At 39.1% G+C, this 20938-nt stretch carries 23 protein-coding genes; 17 read left to right on the top strand and 6 right to left on the bottom strand.

Annotated features, from left to right (window positions below; all coding sequences use genetic code 11):
- The 8 genes from SFC47_RS21160 (at position 1) to SFC47_RS21125 (ending at position 10818) form a co-directional block, all read left to right on the top strand.
- The gene (locus tag SFC47_RS21160) at positions 1-1077 is read left to right on the top strand and encodes a carbamoyl phosphate synthase small subunit (RefSeq protein WP_411256569.1); all 1077 of its coding nucleotides are present in this window, start codon (positions 1-3) and stop codon (positions 1075-1077) included.
- Complete coding sequence (gene carB, locus SFC47_RS21155; RefSeq protein ID WP_411256492.1) at positions 1064-4300, top strand: carbamoyl-phosphate synthase (glutamine-hydrolyzing) large subunit; 3237 nt, start codon at positions 1064-1066, stop codon at positions 4298-4300. Before SFC47_RS21160 ends, carB begins: the two co-directional genes overlap by 14 nt.
- The gene (argF, locus tag SFC47_RS21150) at positions 4284-5261 is read left to right on the top strand and encodes an ornithine carbamoyltransferase (protein WP_411256490.1); all 978 of its coding nucleotides are present in this window, start codon (positions 4284-4286) and stop codon (positions 5259-5261) included. Before carB ends, argF begins: the two co-directional genes overlap by 17 nt.
- A 77-nt stretch (positions 5262-5338) precedes the next feature.
- Positions 5339-6550: an argininosuccinate synthase gene (locus SFC47_RS21145; protein WP_411256488.1), complete on the top strand. Its 1212-nt coding sequence runs from the start codon at positions 5339-5341 to the stop codon at positions 6548-6550.
- Between the two features lie 61 nt (positions 6551-6611).
- Positions 6612-7988 carry an argininosuccinate lyase gene (argH, locus tag SFC47_RS21140; RefSeq protein ID WP_411256486.1) on the top strand — a complete coding sequence of 459 codons (1377 nt, stop codon included), beginning with the start codon at positions 6612-6614 and terminating at the stop codon, positions 7986-7988.
- Between the two features lie 595 nt (positions 7989-8583).
- The gene (locus SFC47_RS21135; protein WP_411256484.1) at positions 8584-9444 is read left to right on the top strand and encodes a carbon-nitrogen hydrolase family protein; all 861 of its coding nucleotides are present in this window, start codon (positions 8584-8586) and stop codon (positions 9442-9444) included.
- 21 nt (positions 9445-9465) lie between these two features.
- A complete protein-coding gene (locus tag SFC47_RS21130) occupies positions 9466-10146 on the top strand; it encodes a GNAT family N-acetyltransferase (RefSeq protein ID WP_411256483.1) in 681 nt (226 codons plus the stop codon).
- Between the two features lie 3 nt (positions 10147-10149).
- Positions 10150-10818 carry a GNAT family N-acetyltransferase gene (locus SFC47_RS21125; RefSeq protein WP_411256482.1) on the top strand — a complete coding sequence of 223 codons (669 nt, stop codon included), beginning with the start codon at positions 10150-10152 and terminating at the stop codon, positions 10816-10818.
- 62 nt (positions 10819-10880) lie between these two features.
- Here SFC47_RS21125 and SFC47_RS21120 read toward each other — a convergent pair whose 3' ends face one another.
- Entirely contained in the window at positions 10881-11069 is a 189-nt protein-coding gene (locus SFC47_RS21120; RefSeq protein WP_251637770.1) for a YfhD family protein, read from the bottom strand.
- A gap of 95 nt (positions 11070-11164) precedes the next feature.
- On the bottom strand, positions 11165-11299 hold the full coding sequence (locus tag SFC47_RS21115) for a YfhE family protein (RefSeq protein ID WP_411256568.1): 135 nt from the start codon (positions 11297-11299) through the stop codon (positions 11165-11167).
- A 142-nt stretch (positions 11300-11441) separates the two neighbouring features.
- Here SFC47_RS21115 and recX point away from each other — a divergent pair, with 142 nt between their 5' ends.
- The gene (recX, locus tag SFC47_RS21110; protein WP_411256481.1) at positions 11442-12266 is read left to right on the top strand and encodes a recombination regulator RecX; all 825 of its coding nucleotides are present in this window, start codon (positions 11442-11444) and stop codon (positions 12264-12266) included.
- On the opposite strand, the gene SFC47_RS21105 is transcribed toward recX, so the two are convergent.
- On the bottom strand, positions 12261-12938 hold the full coding sequence (locus tag SFC47_RS21105; RefSeq protein WP_411256480.1) for an SDR family NAD(P)-dependent oxidoreductase: 678 nt from the start codon (positions 12936-12938) through the stop codon (positions 12261-12263). The genes recX and SFC47_RS21105 overlap by 6 nt on opposite strands.
- Positions 12939-13006: 68 nt before the next feature.
- Between SFC47_RS21105 and SFC47_RS21100 the strand changes: the two genes are divergently transcribed.
- Positions 13007-13345, top strand: a complete 339-nt coding sequence (locus SFC47_RS21100) for a YfhH family protein (protein WP_411256478.1) — start codon at positions 13007-13009, stop codon at positions 13343-13345.
- A gap of 63 nt (positions 13346-13408) precedes the next feature.
- Here the strand turns inward: SFC47_RS21100 and SFC47_RS21095 are convergent, their stop codons facing one another.
- On the bottom strand, positions 13409-13582 hold the full coding sequence (locus tag SFC47_RS21095; protein WP_411256567.1) for a small, acid-soluble spore protein K: 174 nt from the start codon (positions 13580-13582) through the stop codon (positions 13409-13411).
- 137 nt (positions 13583-13719) lie between these two features.
- Between SFC47_RS21095 and SFC47_RS21090 the strand changes: the two genes are divergently transcribed.
- Positions 13720-13989, top strand: a complete 270-nt coding sequence (locus tag SFC47_RS21090; RefSeq protein ID WP_411256477.1) for a YfhJ family protein — start codon at positions 13720-13722, stop codon at positions 13987-13989.
- A gap of 78 nt (positions 13990-14067) precedes the next feature.
- On the opposite strand, the gene SFC47_RS21085 is transcribed toward SFC47_RS21090, so the two are convergent.
- Complete coding sequence (locus tag SFC47_RS21085) at positions 14068-15048, bottom strand: metal-dependent hydrolase (RefSeq protein WP_411256476.1); 981 nt, start codon at positions 15046-15048, stop codon at positions 14068-14070.
- 122 nt (positions 15049-15170) lie between these two features.
- Here SFC47_RS21085 and mutY point away from each other — a divergent pair, with 122 nt between their 5' ends.
- On the top strand, positions 15171-16265 hold the full coding sequence (gene mutY / locus SFC47_RS21080; RefSeq protein ID WP_411256475.1) for an A/G-specific adenine glycosylase: 1095 nt from the start codon (positions 15171-15173) through the stop codon (positions 16263-16265).
- A gap of 30 nt (positions 16266-16295) precedes the next feature.
- On the opposite strand, the gene SFC47_RS21075 is transcribed toward mutY, so the two are convergent.
- On the bottom strand, positions 16296-16520 hold the full coding sequence (locus SFC47_RS21075; protein ID WP_411256474.1) for a hypothetical protein: 225 nt from the start codon (positions 16518-16520) through the stop codon (positions 16296-16298).
- A gap of 113 nt (positions 16521-16633) precedes the next feature.
- Here SFC47_RS21075 and fabL point away from each other — a divergent pair, with 113 nt between their 5' ends.
- From fabL to SFC47_RS21050, 5 genes are all read left to right on the top strand, one after another.
- Complete coding sequence (gene fabL, locus SFC47_RS21070; protein WP_411256473.1) at positions 16634-17383, top strand: enoyl-[acyl-carrier-protein] reductase FabL; 750 nt, start codon at positions 16634-16636, stop codon at positions 17381-17383.
- A 76-nt stretch (positions 17384-17459) separates the two neighbouring features.
- Complete coding sequence (locus SFC47_RS21065; protein ID WP_411256566.1) at positions 17460-17765, top strand: gamma-type small acid-soluble spore protein; 306 nt, start codon at positions 17460-17462, stop codon at positions 17763-17765.
- 207 nt (positions 17766-17972) lie between these two features.
- A complete protein-coding gene (locus SFC47_RS21060; protein WP_411256472.1) occupies positions 17973-18230 on the top strand; it encodes a YgaB family protein in 258 nt (85 codons plus the stop codon).
- Between the two features lie 192 nt (positions 18231-18422).
- Positions 18423-18953, top strand: a complete 531-nt coding sequence (ntdP, locus tag SFC47_RS21055; RefSeq protein ID WP_063254541.1) for a nucleoside tri-diphosphate phosphatase — start codon at positions 18423-18425, stop codon at positions 18951-18953.
- A 136-nt stretch (positions 18954-19089) separates the two neighbouring features.
- Positions 19090-20865 carry an ABC transporter ATP-binding protein gene (locus SFC47_RS21050; RefSeq protein ID WP_411256471.1) on the top strand — a complete coding sequence of 592 codons (1776 nt, stop codon included), beginning with the start codon at positions 19090-19092 and terminating at the stop codon, positions 20863-20865.
- Positions 20866-20938: the final 73 nt, after the last annotated feature.

Genomic DNA, 20938 nt, shown 5'->3' with positions numbered 1-20938 from the left:
TTGGAACAGGGATATCTTACTTTGGAAACAGGAGAAGTTTTTGAAGGAATACTAATAGGTGCGAACAAAGACTCAATCGGTGAAGTAGTTTTTAATACAAGTATGACTGGCTATCAGGAAATCATTACAGATCCTTCCTATGCAGGTCAGTTAATCACTTTCTGTTATCCGATAATTGGTAACTATGGAATTAATGCAATGGACGATGAATGCATCTCACCTTCCTTAGCAGGGGTGGTTATTGGAGATTTATGTGAAACACCAAGCCATTATCAATCAATTAATAAATTTTCAGAAAAATTAATGCAGGCTGGCGTTCCCGGCATTGCAGGTGTAGATACAAGGCTATTAGTCAAAACGATTCGAAGCCGCGGGACGGTAAAAGGATATTTAAGTAAATCTAAGCAGGAAACTTTTACAGAAGTCAAAACCATACCATTTTGGGTGGAGAACGTTTCAACGAAAAAAATGCAATATTTCAAAAATGAAGGACCTCATGTTGTCCTTATTGATTATGGATATAAAAAGTCGATCTTGAATGCGCTGCTTGATGAAAATTGTTCCGTTACCATCGTCCCTTTTAATACCTCTTTTGATAAAATCAAAGCCTTAAAGCCAGATGGAGTGTTACTAAGTAACGGACCTGGAGATCCAATGGCACTGAAACAATGGTTTCCGGAAATAAAAAAAATTACACAGCACTTTCCAACTCTAGGTATCTGTTTAGGTCATCAGTTAATTGCCCTTGCCTTTGGTGCAAAAACGGAAAAACTTGCCTACGGCCATCGAGGCGGCAATCATCCAGTAAAGGAACTAGCAACAGGTAAGGTTAAAATTACTGCTCAAAATCATGGCTATGTTGTGGTTGATGAAAGTATTGATGCACAGGTATTTCAAGTCACATACCGTAACGTTAATGATAAATCGATTGAAGGGTTAAAGCACCGACGCTTTCCGATTCAAACCGTTCAATTTCACCCGGAAGCACATCCAGGACCAAGTGACACCCAATACATTCTAGAAGATTTTGTTTATCAGATAAATTCCGTGGGAGATAAGCGTTATGCCATTAAATAAAAATCTAAAAAAAGTATTAGTAATTGGCTCAGGTCCGATCGTCATCGGCCAGGCAGCAGAATTTGATTATGCTGGAACACAAGCCTGTATCGCACTCAAAGAAGAGGGGATACAGGTGGTTTTAATCAATAATAATCCTGCAACGATTATGACGGATGAAACAGTTGCCGATAAAGTATATATCGAACCATTAGATGTAGAAACCATTGAAAGAATTATTCAAAAAGAAAAGCCTGATGGTGTTATTGGAACATTAGGCGGTCAAACGGGTTTGAACCTAACAGTTGAACTCTTTGAAAAAGGTATTCTTGATAAATACAATGTAGCGCTGTTAGGAACCTCAGTAGAATCGATAAAAAATGGCGAGGACCGTGATCGATTCCGCAGTTTAATGATAAAAATTGATGAACCAATTCCAGAATCTGCGATTATTCATACGTACGAAGAAGGAGTATCGTTTGTTAATGAAATAGGTTTCCCTGTTATCATCAGGCCGGCCTATACATTAGGCGGACACGGCGGCGGCTTTGCCCATAATGCGGAGGAGCTAGAGAACGTTCTAAAAAAGGGTTTAGCAGCCAGCCCGATTCATCAAGTTCTAGTTGAAAGAAGTATTAAAGGCTGGAAGGAAATTGAATATGAAGTGATAAGGGATGCAAATGATACATGTATCATCGTTTGTAATATGGAAAATATGGATCCCGTAGGTGTTCATACAGGTGATTCCATCGTTGTCGCCCCGTCCCAAACCTTAACCGATGTTCAATACCAAATGCTGCGTGATTCTTCTTTAAAAGTAATTAGAGAATTAGAGATTATCGGCGGCTGTAATATTCAATTTGCTCTTAACCCAGTATCTAATCAGTACTGCATCATCGAGGTAAATCCAAGGGTAAGCCGTTCTTCTGCATTAGCTTCAAAGGCAACAGGTTATCCAATTGCCCGTACAGCAGCGAAATGTGCAGTTGGTTATCATTTAGATGAGATTGTGAACCCAATAACAGGTAACACCTTCGCTTCTTTTGAACCAGCAATTGATTATATCGTTGTGAAACTTCCACGTTTCCCATTTGATAAATTTCCGGAGGCTGACCGTACTTTAGGAACACAAATGAAAGCGACCGGAGAAGTAATGGCTATTGATCGTACCTTTGAAGGTGCACTAAATAAAGCAATTCGTTCAATGGAGTTAAATCTATTCGGGCTTTGCCTCGAATCAAATAAAATGGTAGATTCTGAGGTCTTATTTGAAAAACTTGAAAGACCTAATGACCAAAGATTATTTATGTTAGCAGAAGCATTCAGAAGGGGTATTTCCCTAGAGGAAATAAAGCAGATTACGGAGATTGATTCGTGGTTTTTAAACAAAATCAGTTCAATCGTAGAATTAGAAGTGGAATTAGCTTCTTATTCTTGGAATGATGTACCACTTTCTTTATTAAAAATAGCGAAACGTCATAACATCTCCGATAAGTTACTTTCGCAAATATACAGCATAGATGAAAAGCAAGTAAGAAGTAGATGGAAAGAACTAAATTGGAAACCGGGATACAAGATGGTTGATACGTGTTCAGCAGAATTTGATGCGGTTACCCCTTACTATTACTCCACATGGCTTGGAGCAGATGAGGTGGAGGAAACAAACAGTAAGAAAATTCTTGTTCTTGGTTCTGGCCCGATACGAATTGGCCAAGGAATTGAATTCGATTATTGCTCTGTCCATGCTGCAAAAGCGATTAAGAAGATGGGCTATGAGGCAGTCGTTATTAACAATAACCCTGAAACAGTCAGTACCGATTACTCTGTAGCTGACCGACTTTATTTTGAACCATTAACGGCTGAAGATGTTCTATTCGTTATTGAAAAAGAGAAAGTTGAAGGTGTGTTAATTCAGTTCGGCGGGCAAACGGCTATTAATTTGGCTCATGACCTTAAAGAAGAGGGTGTAAGGATTTTAGGCACAACAGTAGAAAATGTCGATCGGTTTGAAGATCGTAAAGAATTTTATCAGCTGCTTGAAAGTCTAAACATCCCTCACATTGTAGGAGAGACCGTTTCACATAAAGAGGAATTGCTGAGCGCTGCAGCAAAATTGGGTTATCCAGTATTAGTAAGACCGTCGTACGTCATCGGCGGACAATCGATGTTTACGATCTTCTCAGAAGAAGAATTAATCTATTATATCAAGCAGCTTGAGGAAAACTCTGCTCAGGAAAAAATGTGGCCATTATTAGTAGATCGATATATTCCTGGTTTAGAATGTGAAGTTGATGTTATTAGTGACGCAAAGAATGTAATTGTTCCAGGAATCTTTGAACATATCGAAAGAGCCGGCGTCCATTCTGGAGATAGTATAAGTGTTTTCCCGCCTATCTCATTAGCACAGGAGATAAAAGAAACGTTAATTGATTATGCAGAAAAAATTGCTAAATCGGCCCCGATTGTCGGGATTATGAATATTCAATTTGTGGTTTATAAAAATCAAGTGTTAGTGCTGGAGGTAAATCCACGTTCGTCACGTACAGTACCAATTATGAGCAAGGTGACAGGCGTCCCAATGATTGAGTGGGCTGTAATGGCTCAATTAGGAATTTCGTTGGATGCTCTATCAAATGAAACGGGTTTATTAACAGAGCCTAATTACTATTCAGTTAAGGCACCAATTTTTTCAAGAAGCAAATTAAAGGGAGTCGACCACGTACTTGGGCCGGAAATGAAATCAACAGGTGAAGTGCTGGGGTTAGGGGCGACTTTCCATGAAGCACTTGAAAAGGCATTCCCAGCGGCTGGCGGTGAAACAGAGAACTATTTATTCTGTTCAATATCCGATCGTGAAAAAACAGCAAGCCTTCCTATTTTGCAGCAATTTGTGAATGAGGGCTGCAAGTTAATTGCGACAGAAGGAACAGCTCGATTCCTGCAGGAACAAGGCTTAAACATTGAAAAGGTAATGAAAGATAACGAAGATGTGAATGATCTTTTCAAAAACAATACAATCCAAGCAGTCATTAATATACCAAATCAAGGAAGAAATAAAATGAAGTTTGGTTTTTACATTCGTGAACAAGCGACCCGCTACAATGTGCCGGTATTTACACATCTTGATACGGTTGAAGCAATGGTCAGCCTCAAGGCTCAATCCATTACCCAATCAGAGGTACGAACAGTAACGGAATATTACAATATAAAAGAGAGCGGTGTAGAGCATGTCAAATGTGATTAAATGGAATACAAAGGGTGTGCCGCAGCAGCCACAATTTAAAGGCAAGGATTTTTTATCCTTGTCCGATTTTCATACTGATGAGATACTTTATCTTTTAGAGGAAGCTAAGGAACTGAAAAGCCTTCAAAAACAAGGAAAACCACATCCTTATTTGAGCGGAAAGGTTCTAGGGATGATATTTGAAAAATCTTCTACTCGTACTAGAGTTTCCTTTGAGGTAGGGATGCTCCAATTAGGGGGGCATGCATTATTCTTAAGTTCAAGGGATATCCAGATTGGCAGAGGAGAAAGTATCTCAGATACCGCAAAGGTTTTATCCAGATATATTGATTGTATGATGATTCGAACATTTTCACACGAAACCGTAAAAGAGCTTGCTGAGCATGCAACTGTTCCGGTTATAAATGGCTTAACTGATTTGCATCATCCGACTCAAGTAATGGCGGACTTATTAACGATCGAAGAGCACAAAGGAAAACTGGCTGGTTTAAAAATGTGCTACTTAGGTGATGGAAACAACAACATGGCTCATTCCTTAATGGAAGGTGCAGCAAAAGTTGGAATGCACATAAGCATTGCCAGCCCTCCTGGTTATTTGCCAGATGGAAAGATTACAGAAAAGGCGATTGAAACTGGAAAATTAACAGGAAGCAAAATTACCATCACACATAATCCAGTAGATGCCATTAAAGAGGCGGATATTGTTGTCACAGATGTTTGGACCAGTATGGGGCAAGAAGCTGAAACCGAAAAGAGATTGAAGGATCTAGCTGACTATCAAGTAAACACTGAATTATGCCAGCATGCTAAACAAGATTATATTTTCTTACATTGCCTGCCAGCTCACCGCGGGGAAGAGGTAACTGCCGAAATCATTGATGGTCCGCATTCAGTAGTGTTCGATGAAGCAGAGAATAGACTTCATGCTCAAAAAGCAATTTTAAAACTTTTACTAGAATAGTAGATTTTATTTTGAGTATTATGTATAATAATTCTATTGATTGAATATTAATTCATATAGATACGAGGAGAATACAAATGGCAAAGGAAAAAATCGTTTTAGCATATTCAGGTGGATTAGATACTTCGGTTTCCGTGAAATGGATTCAAGAGAAATACGGCTATGATGTCATTGCATTAGGTCTTGATGTTGGCGAGGGCAAAGATCTAGAGGCAATTAAACAAAAGGCATTGAATGTAGGGGCTGTAAAAGCTTATATGATTGATGCGAAAGAATTATTAGCAAAAGAATATATTTTGCCGGCTTTAAAGGCGAATTGTTTATATGAAGGAAAATACCCGTTATCATCTGCGCTTTCACGTCCATTAATTTCAAAATTATTAGTAGAAGTAGCAGAGAAAGAAGGAGCAGCAGCTGTTGCTCATGGATGTACAGGGAAAGGAAATGACCAGGTTCGCTTTGAAGTCTCCATTCAAGCGTTAAATCCAAGCCTTAAGGTGGTTGCGCCTGTTCGTGAGTGGGGAATGACGCGTGATGAAGAAATTAAGTATGCTGAAGAAAATGGTATTCCAATTCCAGTAGATTTAGACAATCCATTCTCGATTGATGCGAATATCTGGGGACGTGCTTGTGAGGCTGGTGTTCTGGAAGATCCTTGGGCAGAGGCTCCCGAGGCAGCATTTGACTGGACGGCTCCAATTGAGTTAACACCAGATCAAGCGGAATATCTTGAAATTGAATTTGAGCAAGGTGTTCCTGTTGCGCTTAATGGCGAAAAGCTCCCACTAGTGAAATTAATTGAAACTTTGAACGAGCTTGGCGGCAAGCATGGTGTCGGCCGAATTGACCATATTGAAAATCGTTTAGTAGGTATCAAATCTAGAGAAGTATATGAAAATCCGGCAGCTTTAATATTAATTAACGCTCATAAGGAATTAGAATTTTTAACATTGCCGCGTGAAGTAACTCAGTTCAAGACACAGGTTGAACAACAAATGGCTAAAATTATTTATGAAGGACTTTGGTATTCACCTTTAAAAGCAGCGCTTGATGCATTTATTGATGAAACGCAAAAGGTGGTTTCTGGCACAATTCGCGTGAAGCTGCTTAAAGGCACCCATACTGTAGTTGGCCGTAAGTCACCATACAGCCTTTATAATGAAGAGTTGGCAACTTATTCAAAAGGTGATGCTTTTGATCATAATGCTGCTGTAGGATTCATCAAAATCTGGGGACTGCCGACAAAGGTTTACTCAGAAGTAAATAATAAAGAAAAGATAATGAAATAATTAGGTGCCCTCGGAAACCATTTCGAGGGCAGCCTTCTTTAAGGTTGAGGAGGAGCTATTGATGTCCAAATTATGGGGCGGGAGATTTACAAAAGAAACAAACAAACTTGTCGAAGAGTTTACAGCTTCGATTTCATTTGATCAAAAGCTTGCTAAAGAGGATATTGCCGGCAGCTTAGCACATGTTCAAATGTTAGGTGAATGTGGGATTATTCCGCTTGAAGATGCGGATAAAATTAAAGAAGGTCTTCTTGAAATCAAAACAATGGTTGATCAAAACGAAGTTGAGTTTTTGGTTGAAGATGAAGATATTCATATGAATATTGAGAAATTATTGATTGAAAAAATCGGTCCTGTCGGAGGTAAGCTTCATACTGGGCGCAGCCGTAATGATCAGGTTGCAACGGATATGCACCTTTATTTGCGAACAAAGACAACGGAACTAATCAAATTGCTTGAAGATGTTCAAGGAGCACTGCTTGTGCAGGCAAAAGAGAATATTCACACATTAATCCCGGGTTACACTCATCTCCAGCGTGCACAGCCGGTCTCATTTGCCCATCATTTAATGGCTTATTTTTGGATGTTTGAAAGAGATAAGGAGAGATTGATTGACAGCTTAAAGCGTGTTAATTGGCTGCCACTTGGTGCAGGCGCATTAGCAGGAACAACTTTTCCTATCAAACGTGAACGTGTGGCAGAATTGCTTGGCTTTGAGACCATCTATCCAAACAGCATGGATGCAGTTAGTGACAGGGATTTTATTTTAGAATTCCTCTCGATTGGATCTATTATCATGACTCATATTTCAAGATTATCTGAGGAGCTTGTGATTTGGTCAAGCCAAGAATTTCAATTTGTTGAGCTTGATGATTCTTTTTGCACTGGATCCAGCATCATGCCGCAAAAGAAGAACCCAGATGTTCCCGAGTTATTAAGAGGAAAGACTGGTCGTACGTATGGTAATTTGATTGGCTTGCTGACTGTCCTTAAAGGGCTGCCTCTTGCATACAATAAGGATTTACAAGAGGATAAAGAAGGAATGTTTGACACAGTGGAAACACTGGAAGGTTCCCTTATGCTGTTAGCACCAATGATTGAAAGTATGACAGTAAACAAAGATATTATGCGAAAAGCGATTAATAATGACTTTTCAAACGCGACTGATATTGCTGACTATTTGGTTAGAAAAGGTCTGCCATTTAGAGAAGCACATGAAGTTATCGGGAAGATTGTTTTATATTCGATTCAGCAGCAAAAGTTCCTGCTAGATTTAAGCTTTGAAGAATACCAAGAGTTTAGTTCATTATTTGAAGAAGATATTTATGAAGTTTTATCACCGGAGCACGTTGTTGCTGTTCGAAATAGCTTTGGCGGCACATCACCTGAACAAGTTGAACAACAAATTAAGCTTGCTGAAAGTAAACTAGGCAAATAATCGAAAGCCACCTTAGGGTGGCTTTCGTCGTTTAATCTCTAATCCTAATTGGATGAGAGCCCGGGAAGAGCTAAATGAGATGAGAGCGGTCACTCATAGGGTTGATGAGAGCCTGAGAAGAGCTAAAAGAGAGAAGAGCGGTCACTCATAGGGTTGCTGAGAGCCTGAGAAGAGCTAAAAGAGATGTGAGCGGTCACTCATAGGGTGGATGAGAGCCCGAGAAGAGCAAAAGAGAGAAGAGCGGTCACTCATAGGATTGATGAGAGCCCGAGAAGAGCAAAAAGAGAGAAGAGTGGTCACTCAAAGTGTGGATGAGAGCCCGAGAAGATCTAAAAGAGATGAGAGCGGTCACTCATAGGGTTGATGAGAGCCCGAGAAGAGCTAAAAGAGAGAAGATCCGTCACTCATAGGATTGATGAGAGCCCGAGAAGAGCTAAAAGAGAAAAGAGCGGTCACTCAAAGTGTGGATGAGAGCCCGAGAATAACGAAAAGAAGGAAACTGGTCACTTTTAATGCGAAGCTGCTTTTTATTTGTATTACTATCGAAAATATTAGATAATTTCCTCATATGATTTTTTTTATGAGGAGGAAGACAATGAAACTTCGTGTATCCGTTGTCCAGTATCACCTGCATAGTATTCAATCTTTCGAGGAATTTGCCGCACAATGCGAGCATTATATAAAAACTGCTGAGGAATTTGGTGCCGAGTTCGTCCTTTTTCCTGAGTTCTTCACCACACAGCTTCTATCGATTGGAAATGGCAAAGGGCAGAGCCTGACAATCAATGACCTGCCTGGCTTTACGGAGCAATACAAAGAATTATTTCAGAACTTTGCGAAACAAACTAACATGCATATTATCGCCGGTACACATGTGATTGAAAAGGGCGGTAAGCTTTATAACACTGCACATTTATTTTATCCAGATGGAAGAATTGGAGAGCAGGCCAAGCTCCATATTACTCCTACAGAAGTGAACGAATGGAATATGGAAAAAGGCGACAGCTTTCAAATTTTTGAAACAGATAAGGGGAAGATTGCGCTCCTTACCTGCTATGACATTGAGTTCCCTGAAATTGTCCGAATGGCGAAAGCTAAAGGCGCTGATGTAATATTCTGTCCTTCATGTACCGACGACCGTCACGGCTTCCATCGTGTACGCTACACCAGCCATGCACGAGCAGTTGAAAACCAGGTTTATGTTGTATTAACCGGAACAGTTGGTGCCCTGCCAACCGTCGATTTCATGCGTGCGAATTTCGGCCAGGCAGTAATCATAACACCAAATGACATTCCGTTCCCGCCAAAAGGTATTCTGGTGGAGGGGGAATTGAACAACGATATGGTGGTTACAGCTGATCTTGATTTAGATTTATTATATGAAGTCAGAGAAAGAGGATCGGTAACGACATGGCGTGACCGCAGAACAGATTTATATCCGGATTGGGAAAAATAAAAATCGAAAGGTGGAGAAGCTTTGTATTATAGTGAATTCTTTGTTTTTGACCAAGAAAAGCCCGTTCCAGTGGTTATTCGCAATTATACGCAGGAAGATTTTGAGCAGCTCATTCAAATTCAATCTGAATGCTTCCCGCCACCGTTTCCACCAGAACTATGGTGGAATAAAGAGCAATTATCTAATCATGTGAAGCTTTTTCCTGAGGGGGCAATTTGTATTGAAGTGAATGGTACATTGGCAGGTTCCCTTACTGGTCTTTGTGTCGATTTTGATCCCAGCCATATGGAACATTCATGGGAAGAAATAACAGACCATGGGTATATTAAGAACCATGATTCAAGTGGTAATACCCTTTATATTGTGGACATTTCTGTACGCCCAAGATACCGAAAGCTTGGTTTAGGAAAACTGATGATGCAGGCCATGTATCATGTTGTCGTTGAAAAGAAACTAGTTCGTTTACTTGGCGGCGGCAGAATGCCTGGGTATCATAAAGCAGCTGATACTATGACACCACAGCAGTATTTAAACAAAGTCCTTAAAGGGGATTTAAAAGACCCTGTTATATCATTTTTGCTTCGGTGCGGAAGAGTGCCAATTGGGATCGTTGAAAATTACCTCGAAGATGAAGAATCATGTGATTTTGCAGCATTAATGGAATGGAAAAATCCATTTATAAAAAAGCAGGGAGAGATTTAACTTATGGAATATAAACGCATTACTAGCATTACAGACCCAAACTTTAAAAAACTTCATGACTTAATGAAAGAAATTTTTCCGCCAGAGGAAGTATTAGAGTATGAATTATGGAAAGAACCGCTAGAAGACCCGGGCATTCGTGTATTTGTCGCTGTTAATGGTGAGGAAGCAGTGGGGGCAACGGAGTACCGTTACTACCCGAATTGGAATATTGCAATGACCGATTTCACGATTATTAGCAGGCCAGGTCTTGGCTTAGGCAGGTTCTTAGCACAGAATCGTTTGAAGGATTTGAAGCAGCTTGCAGCTGAAAATGATAAAGAGCTGTTTGGCATGTTTGCTGAAATATATGATCCTTATCGTGTTGGTCACGAGTTTGGCGGTGTGAAGGTAATGGATCCATATGTGCGTCGTGAGGTTCTTTCCCATTTGGGTTATAAGCGTATTGATTTGGATTATGTACATCCATCTTGGGAGAATAATGGTGAGGGAGTTAAAGGACTCGACTTTTGCTTTATGCCGTTAGACGAGAAAATAGATTCAATTTCTGCATCCCTTGTGGCTGATTTTCTAACCGACTATTACTCCATTCTCTCAAATAAGCCGCAGGAATGGCTTGATATGATTGAACAAATCAAGAGTAAGGAAACCTTGTCCTTACTGCCGCTTTAACGTGATTTTATTAGAGAAGCAGGATGACCTGCTTCTCTTTTTTCTGCAATTTTTAAAAGGGTTTATTTTCTGCGTTTATTTGTAACGCGCTGGTTGGCTGCATTTGCTCGTGCCATTGCCTCGAGATCGGCATGGTCAGCAAATTCTGCGGAATACTCCACATCATTTCCATCAGATTTCATGTTTTTTGGAACCTGAGGAAGTGAAGCTTTGTTCTTATCACGAGTTTTATGTCCCTGCGCACGACCCATTACAAAAACCCCTTTCAATTTTAGCAATAAGGAACCTAGAAAAGTTCCCTTTACTAGCATTCACAATTAGAAAGGGGTCCATTAATGGAAAAATATTAAAGTTTGGTCTTACTGTCGTTAAAGCCGCCTGCTCGGTCAGCCATTTTAAAATCACGCTGATATAAAACTTCTTGTGTACTAGTTAAACTGTATTTCCCTTTGCCCATATCTTTTTTCTTTTTTCCACCCATTTTACTCATTCCTTTCAACATTATTGTTAATCGTTATAAAGCTATGGAAAAAATTAAGCACATTCTCCATTTTTACCTTTTAAGGAAGGAATGATACTCAAAGTTTTAAAAAATATGGTAAAGTAGGTGTGAGGTGAACAATGTGGCAATTATTACGAAAATCACCACTCAGCAAAAAAATAAGGATCGCTTTAATATTTTTATGGACTATGGAAAAGGTGAGGAATATGCCTTTAGCGTTGATAGCGACGTACTTATTCGCTTTCATTTAAGAAAAGGGCTGGAGATTGATGATCTTTCTATAATAGAAATACAGTACCAAGATGACATCCGTAAGGCCTATAATCTAGCGGTTAATTATTTGGCAAGAAGAATGAGGTCTGAAAAAGAGATAAGAGATTATCTTGTAAAAAAGGAAGTTGAAGAGCCTGCAATCAATGAAGTTCTGCATAAATTGGCTGCCCAAAGATATATAAATGATGAGGAATATGCTTTTTCCTATGTTAGGACTCAAATCAATACGACAGACAAAGGTCCAGACTTAGTTCGTATGGAGTTAAAGGAAAGAGGTATCAGTGAGTCAATTATTAAACAGTCTTTGGCACAGTATTCAAATGACGAACAGATTGAAAAAGCTATAAAAATTACCGAGAAATTATTTAAAAAGAGTACCAGGGAATCGGGACGAATTGTTAAACAAAAGGCCGAGCAACTACTAGTAAGGAGGGGCTATCCCTACGATATAATTCAACTTGCACTAAATGAGGCAGATACGGATAAGGAACAAGATGAGGAACTAGATGCCATTAGATACCAAGGCGAAAAAGTACATCGTAAGTATAGTAAGTACAGTGGCTTGGATTACAGCCTTAAAATGAAGCAGGCCCTTTTCCGCAAAGGATTTTCAATGGAATTAATCGAAAAGTACTTAGAAGAAATTGAAAATCATGACGGGTATTCGTCATGATTTTTTACTTTCAATAATAATCTCATCCTGATTGATATGCTCAATGATTAGCTGTGCTACTTCTTTAGGTGTTCGGAAGCGGGAGGCATCACTTACATGACTGCTTCCTACCCAAAAAGGAGTATCCATTCCCCCCATATATACAGCTTTAATTTTAACCGGAGTATTCTCATATTCTTTCTGGAGACTTTCTGTAAATCCACGGACTGCAAATTTGCTGGCAGCATACACCGCTTCATTCACTTTTCCTCTCAATCCTGCAGTAGAGATAATATTCATCAAGAGACCCTCTTTTTGATCCTGCAGAATTGGCAAGACAGCCCTCGTCATTAGAATCGTTCCGAGGACATTTGTGTTAAGCATGTCCATTATTTCATTCTCACTAATGTTTACAAAAGGTCCGAAATGTCCAACTCCGGCATTGTTAACTAGGCCGCTGACTCTGTAGGTACTGCATACTTCTGTCATTTTACTGAAGACAGACTTTTCATCGCTAACATTAAGTTCAAGAAAATCTGCGGCACCGCCAGCTTCTTCAATTACTGATTTCACGGCCGAAAGTTTTTCTGCAGTTCTACCAGCTAACAAAATGTGATAACCCTTCGCTGATAAGATTAATGCTAATTCCTTACCTAATCCCGAACCGGCTCCAGTTATAATGATGGTTTTCATTAAAATCCTCCTTCAGCCTTTATTATTTGCCTGAAAATAACTATACTAAAATAAGAGGAAAAACGAAAATGGGAGTGAACAACGTGCAGCAGGAGAAACGATATAGTACGATGACAGAGCATGAATTGAAGCAAGAAATTGCCCAGTTACTAGAAAAGGGGAGAAAAGCAGAACAAATGGGAATGGTCAGTGAATATGCTGTCCTAGAAAGAAAGGCAGCAATGGCTAGGGCCTATTTATTAGATCCTTCTGCTTTTAAACCGGGTGAAATATATGAACTTGAGGGTGACCCGGGTGAATATTTTAAAATTGACTATATGAATGGTGTATTTGCATGGGGATACCGTTTAAAGGGTGATGGTAAAGAGGAAGCTCTTCCAATTTCGATGTTAAAATGGTTAAAATAATAAACAAACCAGAGACAGGTCTCTGGTTTGTTTACTGTTTTAGCGGCAGGAATTCATCCTGATTTAAAAATACTCAGGTGTATCATTCTCGCGCTCACCAGAAGCCCGCATGCGCTCCTGTGGATGGGTATTAATCGTGCCATCGGCTCTTTTTGAAGCATATTCTGCTTTTGCTCTTGGCTCTCCCTCTAGCTTGTTATTGTTCTGATTAGGGAAATTTCTTTCTTTATTTCTCACCATGTAGGTACCTCCATCAAAGGGAATGAGAAACCGTGAAAAGCAAAGTGTTGTCACACCAGTGCTTACCACGTGATAATAGTATTCGAATTTTAGCTTTAGGTTATGTTATAAGAAATTGGCAATGAGGTGAAGGTATGAACGATTACCATGAAAGATTAGCAAAGCTTTTGTTAGAAAAAAACGAGATGCTTTCCTACAATCAAGCACGAACCTGGGTTGAATTAATGTGGGAGGACTTCGAAACCACTGCTGCAAAAGCAGGAAGAGACTACCTTGGCAGTGAAATGACCGAAAGAATTGTAAAACAATGGATTGATAACTATGGCGGGAGATTACATGATTTTGTTGCCAAAAATCCAAAATATAGGGATTTCCTGATTCAAGATAAGACTAAACTAAATTAAGAAAAAGGCGAGCGACTTGTAGAGTCGCCCGCCTTTTATATTTGTCTAGCTACAGCGCCTAGGGCTGTAGCTTTTTATTTAACTTGGGATAATACTCAGTTTTTTTCGTAACTTCTGTTCGCTGAACACCCAGCCGGTATAGGAACTAATTGGATTTAACTCGAGATCCAACTGTACGACAGCAACAAATGGATAATGTCCATTGCTTCGATACCTTAAATCAATGAATCGCACTTCATAATGATCATCATACTCATCTAATTCCCACCGATACACAGGAGAAAAGGATAGAAAAGCTGAAAGATTTTTATCTTCTTTAGCAGCTTCAAGTACTGGTGTTTTGGGTACGGGTACCCGCTTAAAACGATCTAGAATTTCAATGTTTGTGCCCACTGCGCTGCCAACAAAGAACTCATTTTCATTTATTACTGCAACTCTCCAAAGATGGAATTTCATAGTTGGAGATAAAATAATATCTGTGGCGTCTGGTATTAATTTCTTAACCTCTGATTTAACCTTTCCTTGAGCATAAAATCTCAGGAGGTAATATCCGATTAAGACAATAAACATCGTTAAAAATGTATACCCGGGATCTGCTCCAAAAACCCATATAATAATGGCTACTATATGAATTCCAAAGATAATAGGATCAAAGGTATTAATGACTCCAAGTGCAACCCATTTGGATGTGAAAGGTCTAAGCGCTTGTGTACCATAAGCATTGAAGATGTCCACAAACACGTGAATAAAAACAGCAGCAAACGTCCAACCCCAAAGGTGAAGAAGATTGGCATTAGGAAAAAAGGGATAAATCACTGCTATAAGGATAAGAGGCCATAAAAATACAGCTGGAATAGAGTGAGTGACCCCTCGATGATTACGGATATAAATGGCATTATTTCTTAATTTTAATACGGTATCAATATCAGGTATTTGTGAACCGGCAATTGTCGCAATTAATACGCTTGTTGCTGTTACAGAGCTGCCAGCTACAACTGGGTCAAGAGTCGCAAGACCTCCGAGAGCAATTCCCATTACAACATGAGTTCCAGTATCCAAAAGGAAAATTCCTCCTTTAATAAAGTGTTGTCAAAAACATCAATATGGCTTATCGTTAAAAAATGCTTATTATTATATTCCCTTAATTCTTTTTGTTTAACTAACCTGGAGGCATTTTAGTAATGGTAAACGAGTTGAAAAATATAGAAAAAATCTCAATAGAAAATTTTCAAGATGATTTAATCTCCTGGTTTAAGGCCGAACAACGCGAATTGCCATGGAGAAAAGACCAAGATCCATACAAAGTATGGGTTTCAGAAATCATGCTGCAGCAAACAAGAGTCGATACGGTTATTCCTTATTTTAATCGATTTATCGAATGGTTTCCAACGATAAAAGACCTTGCTGATGCAAATGATGAAAAAGTTCTTAAAGCCTGGGAAGGACTAGGTTATTATTCACGTGTAAGAAATTTACATTCTGCAGTAAAGGAAGTAAATGAGAAATATGGCGGCCAAGTACCCGATACCCCAAAAGAAATTTCAAACCTTAAGGGAGTTGGTCCATACACGGCAGGTGCAATCTTAAGTATTGCTTATGGAGTACCAGAACCCGCAGTGGATGGTAACGTGATGAGGGTACTATCAAGAATCCTGTCAATCTGGGAGGATATTGCCAAGCCTTCAACAAGAAAGGTATTTGAAAAGGCTGTCAGGCAGCTCATCTCCCATGATGACCCTTCTGCCTTTAACCAAGCATTAATGGAACTTGGTGCATTAATCTGCACCCCAACATCACCATCTTGTTTACTTTGCCCAGTTCGGGAGCATTGCCAAGGGTTTCATGAGGGTGTAGAGTCAGAACTTCCTATTAAGACGAAAAAAAACGCTCAAAAAAATGTTGAACTGGCAGCCATTATCGTGAAAGATGAAAATGGAAGGCTATTAATCCATAAGCGTCCAGAAACCGGACTTTTGGCAAATTTATGGGAGTTTCCAAACGTTGAAATTAATCAACACTTTCTTATGGGCAAGAGCCAGATTACTGATCTTTTCAAGGAATCCTTTGATATGAATATTATGCTTGAAAAAAGCATTGGTCAAATAGAACACGTTTTTTCCCATTTAATTTGGAATATCCGTGTCTATACAGGTTCCATAAGTTCGGACTTCCCAGAAGATAATGAGTGGAAATTTATCACATTAACACAGATGGAAGACTATGCATTCCCTGTTTCTTTCCAAAAAATGCTTAAGTTGTATAAAGACACTATCTAAAAAGAACGCCTCAGAGGCGTTCTTTCTTAATTAATCATAACTTGTTTTTGTACCATGTGTATAATCTGCTTCTTGACGCTTTATCCCGCCGCGATTTTCGATCTCTTCAATAATTTCACGATGAATAGTTACGCCTTCGCTATTTAAATAAGGAGCAATTTGCTGTAAGGAGTGGTGAAAGAAGGCAAGCTCGCTGTCCTTCCAATCCGTTTTAGAGACCATAGAAAGTTCTGTCATATCTCGTCCTACATACATAGTCTTCTTCCTTTCTCATCTGTTTATTAGCCTTATGTTTTGTAATCAATTGTCATCTATGCATGGAAAGGCTAAAATGATTACAAAACATAATTAGAAGGGAATTTGAGTACATGACACAAAAAGTAGCACTTATAACAGGCAGCAGCAGGGGTATTGGAAAGGCTACAGCCTTAAGACTAGCACAAGAAGGATATGACATTGTGATCAACTATGCAAGAAGTAAAAGCTCTGCTCTTAAAGTAGCTGAAGAAATTGAGGCACTTGGCAGAAAGGTATTAGTAGTAAAAGCAAATGTCGGTGATGTAAGTAAAATTAAGGCTATGTTTCAACAAATAGATGAAGAATTCGGAAGGCTGGATATCTTTGTTAATAATGCAGCCTCTGGGGTTCAGCGTCCAATTATGGAACTAGAAGAAAATCACTGGGATTGGACATTAAATATTAACAGTAAGGCATTGTTATTTTGTGCACAGGAAGCAGCGAAGTTAATGGAGAAAAATGGCGGCGGCAAGATTGTCAGCATAAGTTCATTAGGATCTATCCGTTATTTAGAAAATTACACGGTGGTAGGAGTTTCAAAGGCCGCTTTAGAAGCTTTAACAAGATATTTAGCAGTAGAGTTAGCACCTAAGAATATTGTAGTAAATGCTGTTTCTGGCGGAGCGGTCGATACAGAAGCGTTAACTCATTTTCCAAACCGAGAAGAGCTCCTTCAGGAAGCAAGAGAGAAAACTCCAGCAGGACGAATGGTGGAAATAGAGGACATGGTAAACTGCGTTATGTTCCTATTGGCTGATGAATCGAGTATGATTCGAGGCCAAACTATTATTGTCGACGGCGGAATTTCTTTATTGGTGTAGGTTTTAATTTTTTTATAATTTTTTTGGATAGTCTTTTCACCTCCGGGGTATCTTAATTTTTGTGGAGGTGATTAACATGGCAAACTTCAATCAACAACCTAACAAAACTTCTGCTGGAACTAACATCCAAGAGGTTAGACAACAAAATGCTCAATCTCAAGGACAAGGTTCAGCTGGTCAATTTGGAACTGAGTTCGCTAGCCAAACAGATGCTGCAGAAGTAAGAAGACAAAATCAACAATCTCAAAGCGGTCAAGGTTCAGCTGGGCAATTCGGACAAGAATTCGCCAGCCAAACAGATGCTGCTGAAGTAAGAAAACAAAACCAGCAATCTCAAGCGAATAAAGGCCAAGGAAACTCTGGTCAATTCGGTCAAAGCTAAGAATAAGTAAGCAGAAGGCACTCTCTAATCGAAAGAGTGCCTTCTTTATGTTTCCAAAAAATAGAGGATTGGCTAGCTATAACGCCAAGGTGCTTCCGCTTTTCGTTAAATCGACAAAAGTTCTATTTTGTCTACATAACTAGTCAAAGGATTAATCTATTTATTAAAGAATACATATTAGGAAGAAATTATAAGGCGGTGTGGGTAATGGATCATTTTAACCGTTTAGTATCTGAACAGATGATGACAATGGAAAAGTTACTATACCTTCAAGGTGAGCTTGAGCGGTGCCAGGAAATTGAAGAACAGCTGCAGACCCTGCAAAATGAAACGGAGCTGGAGAGTGTCCAATTTGATATTAATCAAATGAAAAAAGAGTTAAAAGAGATTCAGGAAATCTTTGAAAGACAAACGGAGGAAGTGATTCAATCCTATCGTGAAACTGATTTAGAGCCTTCAATATAGGTGAAAATCAAAAAAAGTTGAAAAATATGCAAATTTTTTGGGAAGAGTCATTGAAATCAATGGCTCTTTTGTTTTAAATTCCTTACTCAACCGTTATAATAATAAGAAATAGTAAATAAACTTTGTTACCATTTGTCGTTTAATTGCAGGAAGTAGGTTGCAAAGCGTTTAGGAAGGAAGAAGGGGAGAATCATGGGCGTACCCATCGAAGGTGAACCAATACAAATACATAGCTATAAACACAATGGGCACATCCATCGCGTCTGGGAAGAAACGACCGTTTTAAAGGGATCGCAAAATCTGGTTATTGGCGGGAATGATCGCACAATTGTAACGGAGTCAGATGGAAGAACGTGGATTACAAGAGAACCAGCAATTTGTTATTTTCATTCACAATATTGGTTTAACATTATTGGAATGATTCGTGAGGATGGTATTTATTACTATTGTAATCTTAGCTCACCATTTATATTTGATGGTGAAGCGGTTAAATATATTGATTATGATCTTGATATAAAAGTATTCCCTGATATGACGTTTAATTTATTAGATGAAGACGAGTATGAACGCCACCGTCGTGAGATGAAATATCCTGAAGTGATTGACCAAATCCTAAAAAGAAATGTCGATAAGCTCATTCAATGGATTCGTCAAAGGAAGGGACCATTTGCACCAGATTTTATTGATATCTGGTATGAGCGATATTTAACGTACAGACGTTAATGGAAAATGTTTTAAAACCTAGGAAAGATGATGAAGATACCTACAACACCCTTGGTAGTTGCCTTCATCATCTTTCCTGTGTTGGCGGACTTCAGCATGAAATGGTTGTTATTTTTCACAAGGAAGGGGAGCTATCTTGAGCAGCGTACGCAGATACCTTCAATTCGTTAAACCCTATCGAATCCAAATTATAGGGACAATTCTTATCGGCGTTATTAAATTTGCCATTCCGCTTTTGATCCCAATGCTCATTAAATATGTAGTAGATGATATTATTGGGGCTGGCGGATTAACGAATGATGAGAAAATAAATAAACTACTGATCATTATGGGTGTTATGATTGTTGTTTTTGTTGTATTAAGGCCGCCTATTGAATATTACCGCCAATATTTTGCCCAATGGACTTCAAGCAAAATTTTATATGATATACGGGATAGGATGTATACACATATCCAAAAACTCAGCTTTAAGTATTATGCCAATACACGTTCAGGTGAAGTTATTTCAAGAGTCATTAATGATGTGGAGCAGACAAAGACATTCGTAATTACGGGTCTAATGAACTTATGGCTTGATATCGCAACGATTATCATTGCAATTATTATTATGTTTTATATGAATGTGAGTCTTACTTTTGTATCAATATTGCTATTCCCGCTTTATGCAATCTCGATTAAGTACTTCTTTGGCAACCTTCGTAAACTTACTCGTTCCAGGTCACAAGCACTGGCTGAGGTCCAAAGTTATTTGCATGAACGGGTGCAAGGAATGCCTGTAATTAAAAGCTTTGCGATTGAAGAGTTTGAACAAAAGCAGTTTGATAAGCAAAATAAGAACTTCTTGGATAAGGCTTTAGAGCACACGAGCTGGAATGCGAAGGCATTTGCTGCAGTGAATACCATTACCGATATTGCGCCGCTCTTGGTAATTGGCTACTCAGCTTACTTGGTCATCCAGGGGAGTTTGACGCTCGGGACCATGATTGCATTCTTTGCGTATATTGATAAATTGTACAACCCGTTAAGAAGGCTTGTGAACTCTTCCACAACCCTTACCCAGTCATTCGCCTCAATGGACAGAGTATTTGAGTTCTTAGATGTAAAATATGATATTGTTGATGCTCCCAATGCGGTCGAGTGCAAAGAGGTAAAAGGGGACATTACTTTTGATCATGTTCAATTTAACTACAATGAGTCAGAGGAAATGATTCTGAAAAACATCAACCTTAAGGTAGAAAAAGGTGAGACGATTGCTCTTGTGGGGATGAGCGGCGGAGGAAAGTCAACACTTGTCAGCCTGATCCCGCGTTTCTATGATGTTACAGAGGGGAAAATTCTCTTAGATGGAGTAGATATCCGTCATTTCAATGTTCAATCCTTGCGAGACAAAATTGGCGTAGTTTTTCAGGACAATATTCTATTCAGTGATTCAGTGAAGAACAATATTCTATTAGGAAAACCTGGTGCAAGTGATGAAGAAGTTTATCAAGCTGCCAAAGCGGCCAATGCACATGATTTTATTGAGAATTTAGCAAATGGTTATGATACAAAGGTTGGCGAAAGAGGCGTAAAGCTTTCAGGCGGTCAAAAGCAAAGAGTTGCCATCGCCCGCGTATTTTTAAGAAATCCGCCGATTTTGATATTAGATGAGGCAACTTCAGCACTTGATTTAGAAAGTGAACATCTCATCCAAGAAGCACTTGATGAACTGGCAAAGGATCGGACAACCTTTGTTGTCGCCCACCGTTTATCCACGATTACCCACGCTGATAGAATTGTCTTAATCGAACACGGACAAATTGTCGAAGTGGGCAAACATGAAGAATTAATGGCGAAACAAGGACATTATTATAAGTTATTTCAAGTGCAGCAGCTCGAACAGCATAAAGAAAAAACTCCTCTCCAATCTTAGAAAAGAGCAAAATGAAAAGACGTATGGCATACGTCTTTTTTTTTATTGTGTAGGACCTATTTGTAGGAATGGG

This window comes from Neobacillus niacini, assembly GCF_046591715.1.
GTDB lineage: Bacteria > Bacillota > Bacilli > Bacillales > Cytobacillaceae > Neobacillus > Neobacillus niacini_L.
This window is presented reverse-complemented; position numbering and strand designations above follow the sequence as displayed.

What these genes read in the sequence shown, in the direction of transcription:
- carB (WP_411256492.1), top strand. Translation starts at nt 1,064, where the DNA reads ATGCCATTAAATAAAAATCTAAAAAAAGTATTAGTAATTGGCTCAGGT.
- argF (WP_411256490.1), top strand. Translation starts at nt 4,284, where the DNA reads ATGTCAAATGTGATTAAATGGAATACAAAGGGTGTGCCGCAGCAGCCA.
- SFC47_RS21145 (WP_411256488.1), top strand. Translation starts at nt 5,339, where the DNA reads ATGGCAAAGGAAAAAATCGTTTTAGCATATTCAGGTGGATTAGATACT.
- argH (WP_411256486.1), top strand. Translation starts at nt 6,612, where the DNA reads ATGTCCAAATTATGGGGCGGGAGATTTACAAAAGAAACAAACAAACTT.
- SFC47_RS21135 (WP_411256484.1), top strand. Translation starts at nt 8,584, where the DNA reads ATGAAACTTCGTGTATCCGTTGTCCAGTATCACCTGCATAGTATTCAA.
- SFC47_RS21125 (WP_411256482.1), top strand. Translation starts at nt 10,150, where the DNA reads ATGGAATATAAACGCATTACTAGCATTACAGACCCAAACTTTAAAAAA.
- SFC47_RS21120 (WP_251637770.1), bottom strand. Translation starts at nt 11,069, where the DNA reads ATGGGTCGTGCGCAGGGACATAAAACTCGTGATAAGAACAAAGCTTCA.
- SFC47_RS21115 (WP_411256568.1), bottom strand. Translation starts at nt 11,299, where the DNA reads ATGGGTGGAAAAAAGAAAAAAGATATGGGCAAAGGGAAATACAGTTTA.
- SFC47_RS21105 (WP_411256480.1), bottom strand. Translation starts at nt 12,938, where the DNA reads ATGAAAACCATCATTATAACTGGAGCCGGTTCGGGATTAGGTAAGGAA.
- SFC47_RS21100 (WP_411256478.1), top strand. Translation starts at nt 13,007, where the DNA reads ATGGGAGTGAACAACGTGCAGCAGGAGAAACGATATAGTACGATGACA.
- SFC47_RS21090 (WP_411256477.1), top strand. Translation starts at nt 13,720, where the DNA reads ATGAACGATTACCATGAAAGATTAGCAAAGCTTTTGTTAGAAAAAAAC.
- mutY (WP_411256475.1), top strand. Translation starts at nt 15,171, where the DNA reads ATGGTAAACGAGTTGAAAAATATAGAAAAAATCTCAATAGAAAATTTT.
- SFC47_RS21075 (WP_411256474.1), bottom strand. Translation starts at nt 16,520, where the DNA reads ATGTATGTAGGACGAGATATGACAGAACTTTCTATGGTCTCTAAAACG.
- fabL (WP_411256473.1), top strand. Translation starts at nt 16,634, where the DNA reads ATGACACAAAAAGTAGCACTTATAACAGGCAGCAGCAGGGGTATTGGA.
- SFC47_RS21065 (WP_411256566.1), top strand. Translation starts at nt 17,460, where the DNA reads ATGGCAAACTTCAATCAACAACCTAACAAAACTTCTGCTGGAACTAAC.
- SFC47_RS21060 (WP_411256472.1), top strand. Translation starts at nt 17,973, where the DNA reads ATGGATCATTTTAACCGTTTAGTATCTGAACAGATGATGACAATGGAA.
- ntdP (WP_063254541.1), top strand. Translation starts at nt 18,423, where the DNA reads ATGGGCGTACCCATCGAAGGTGAACCAATACAAATACATAGCTATAAA.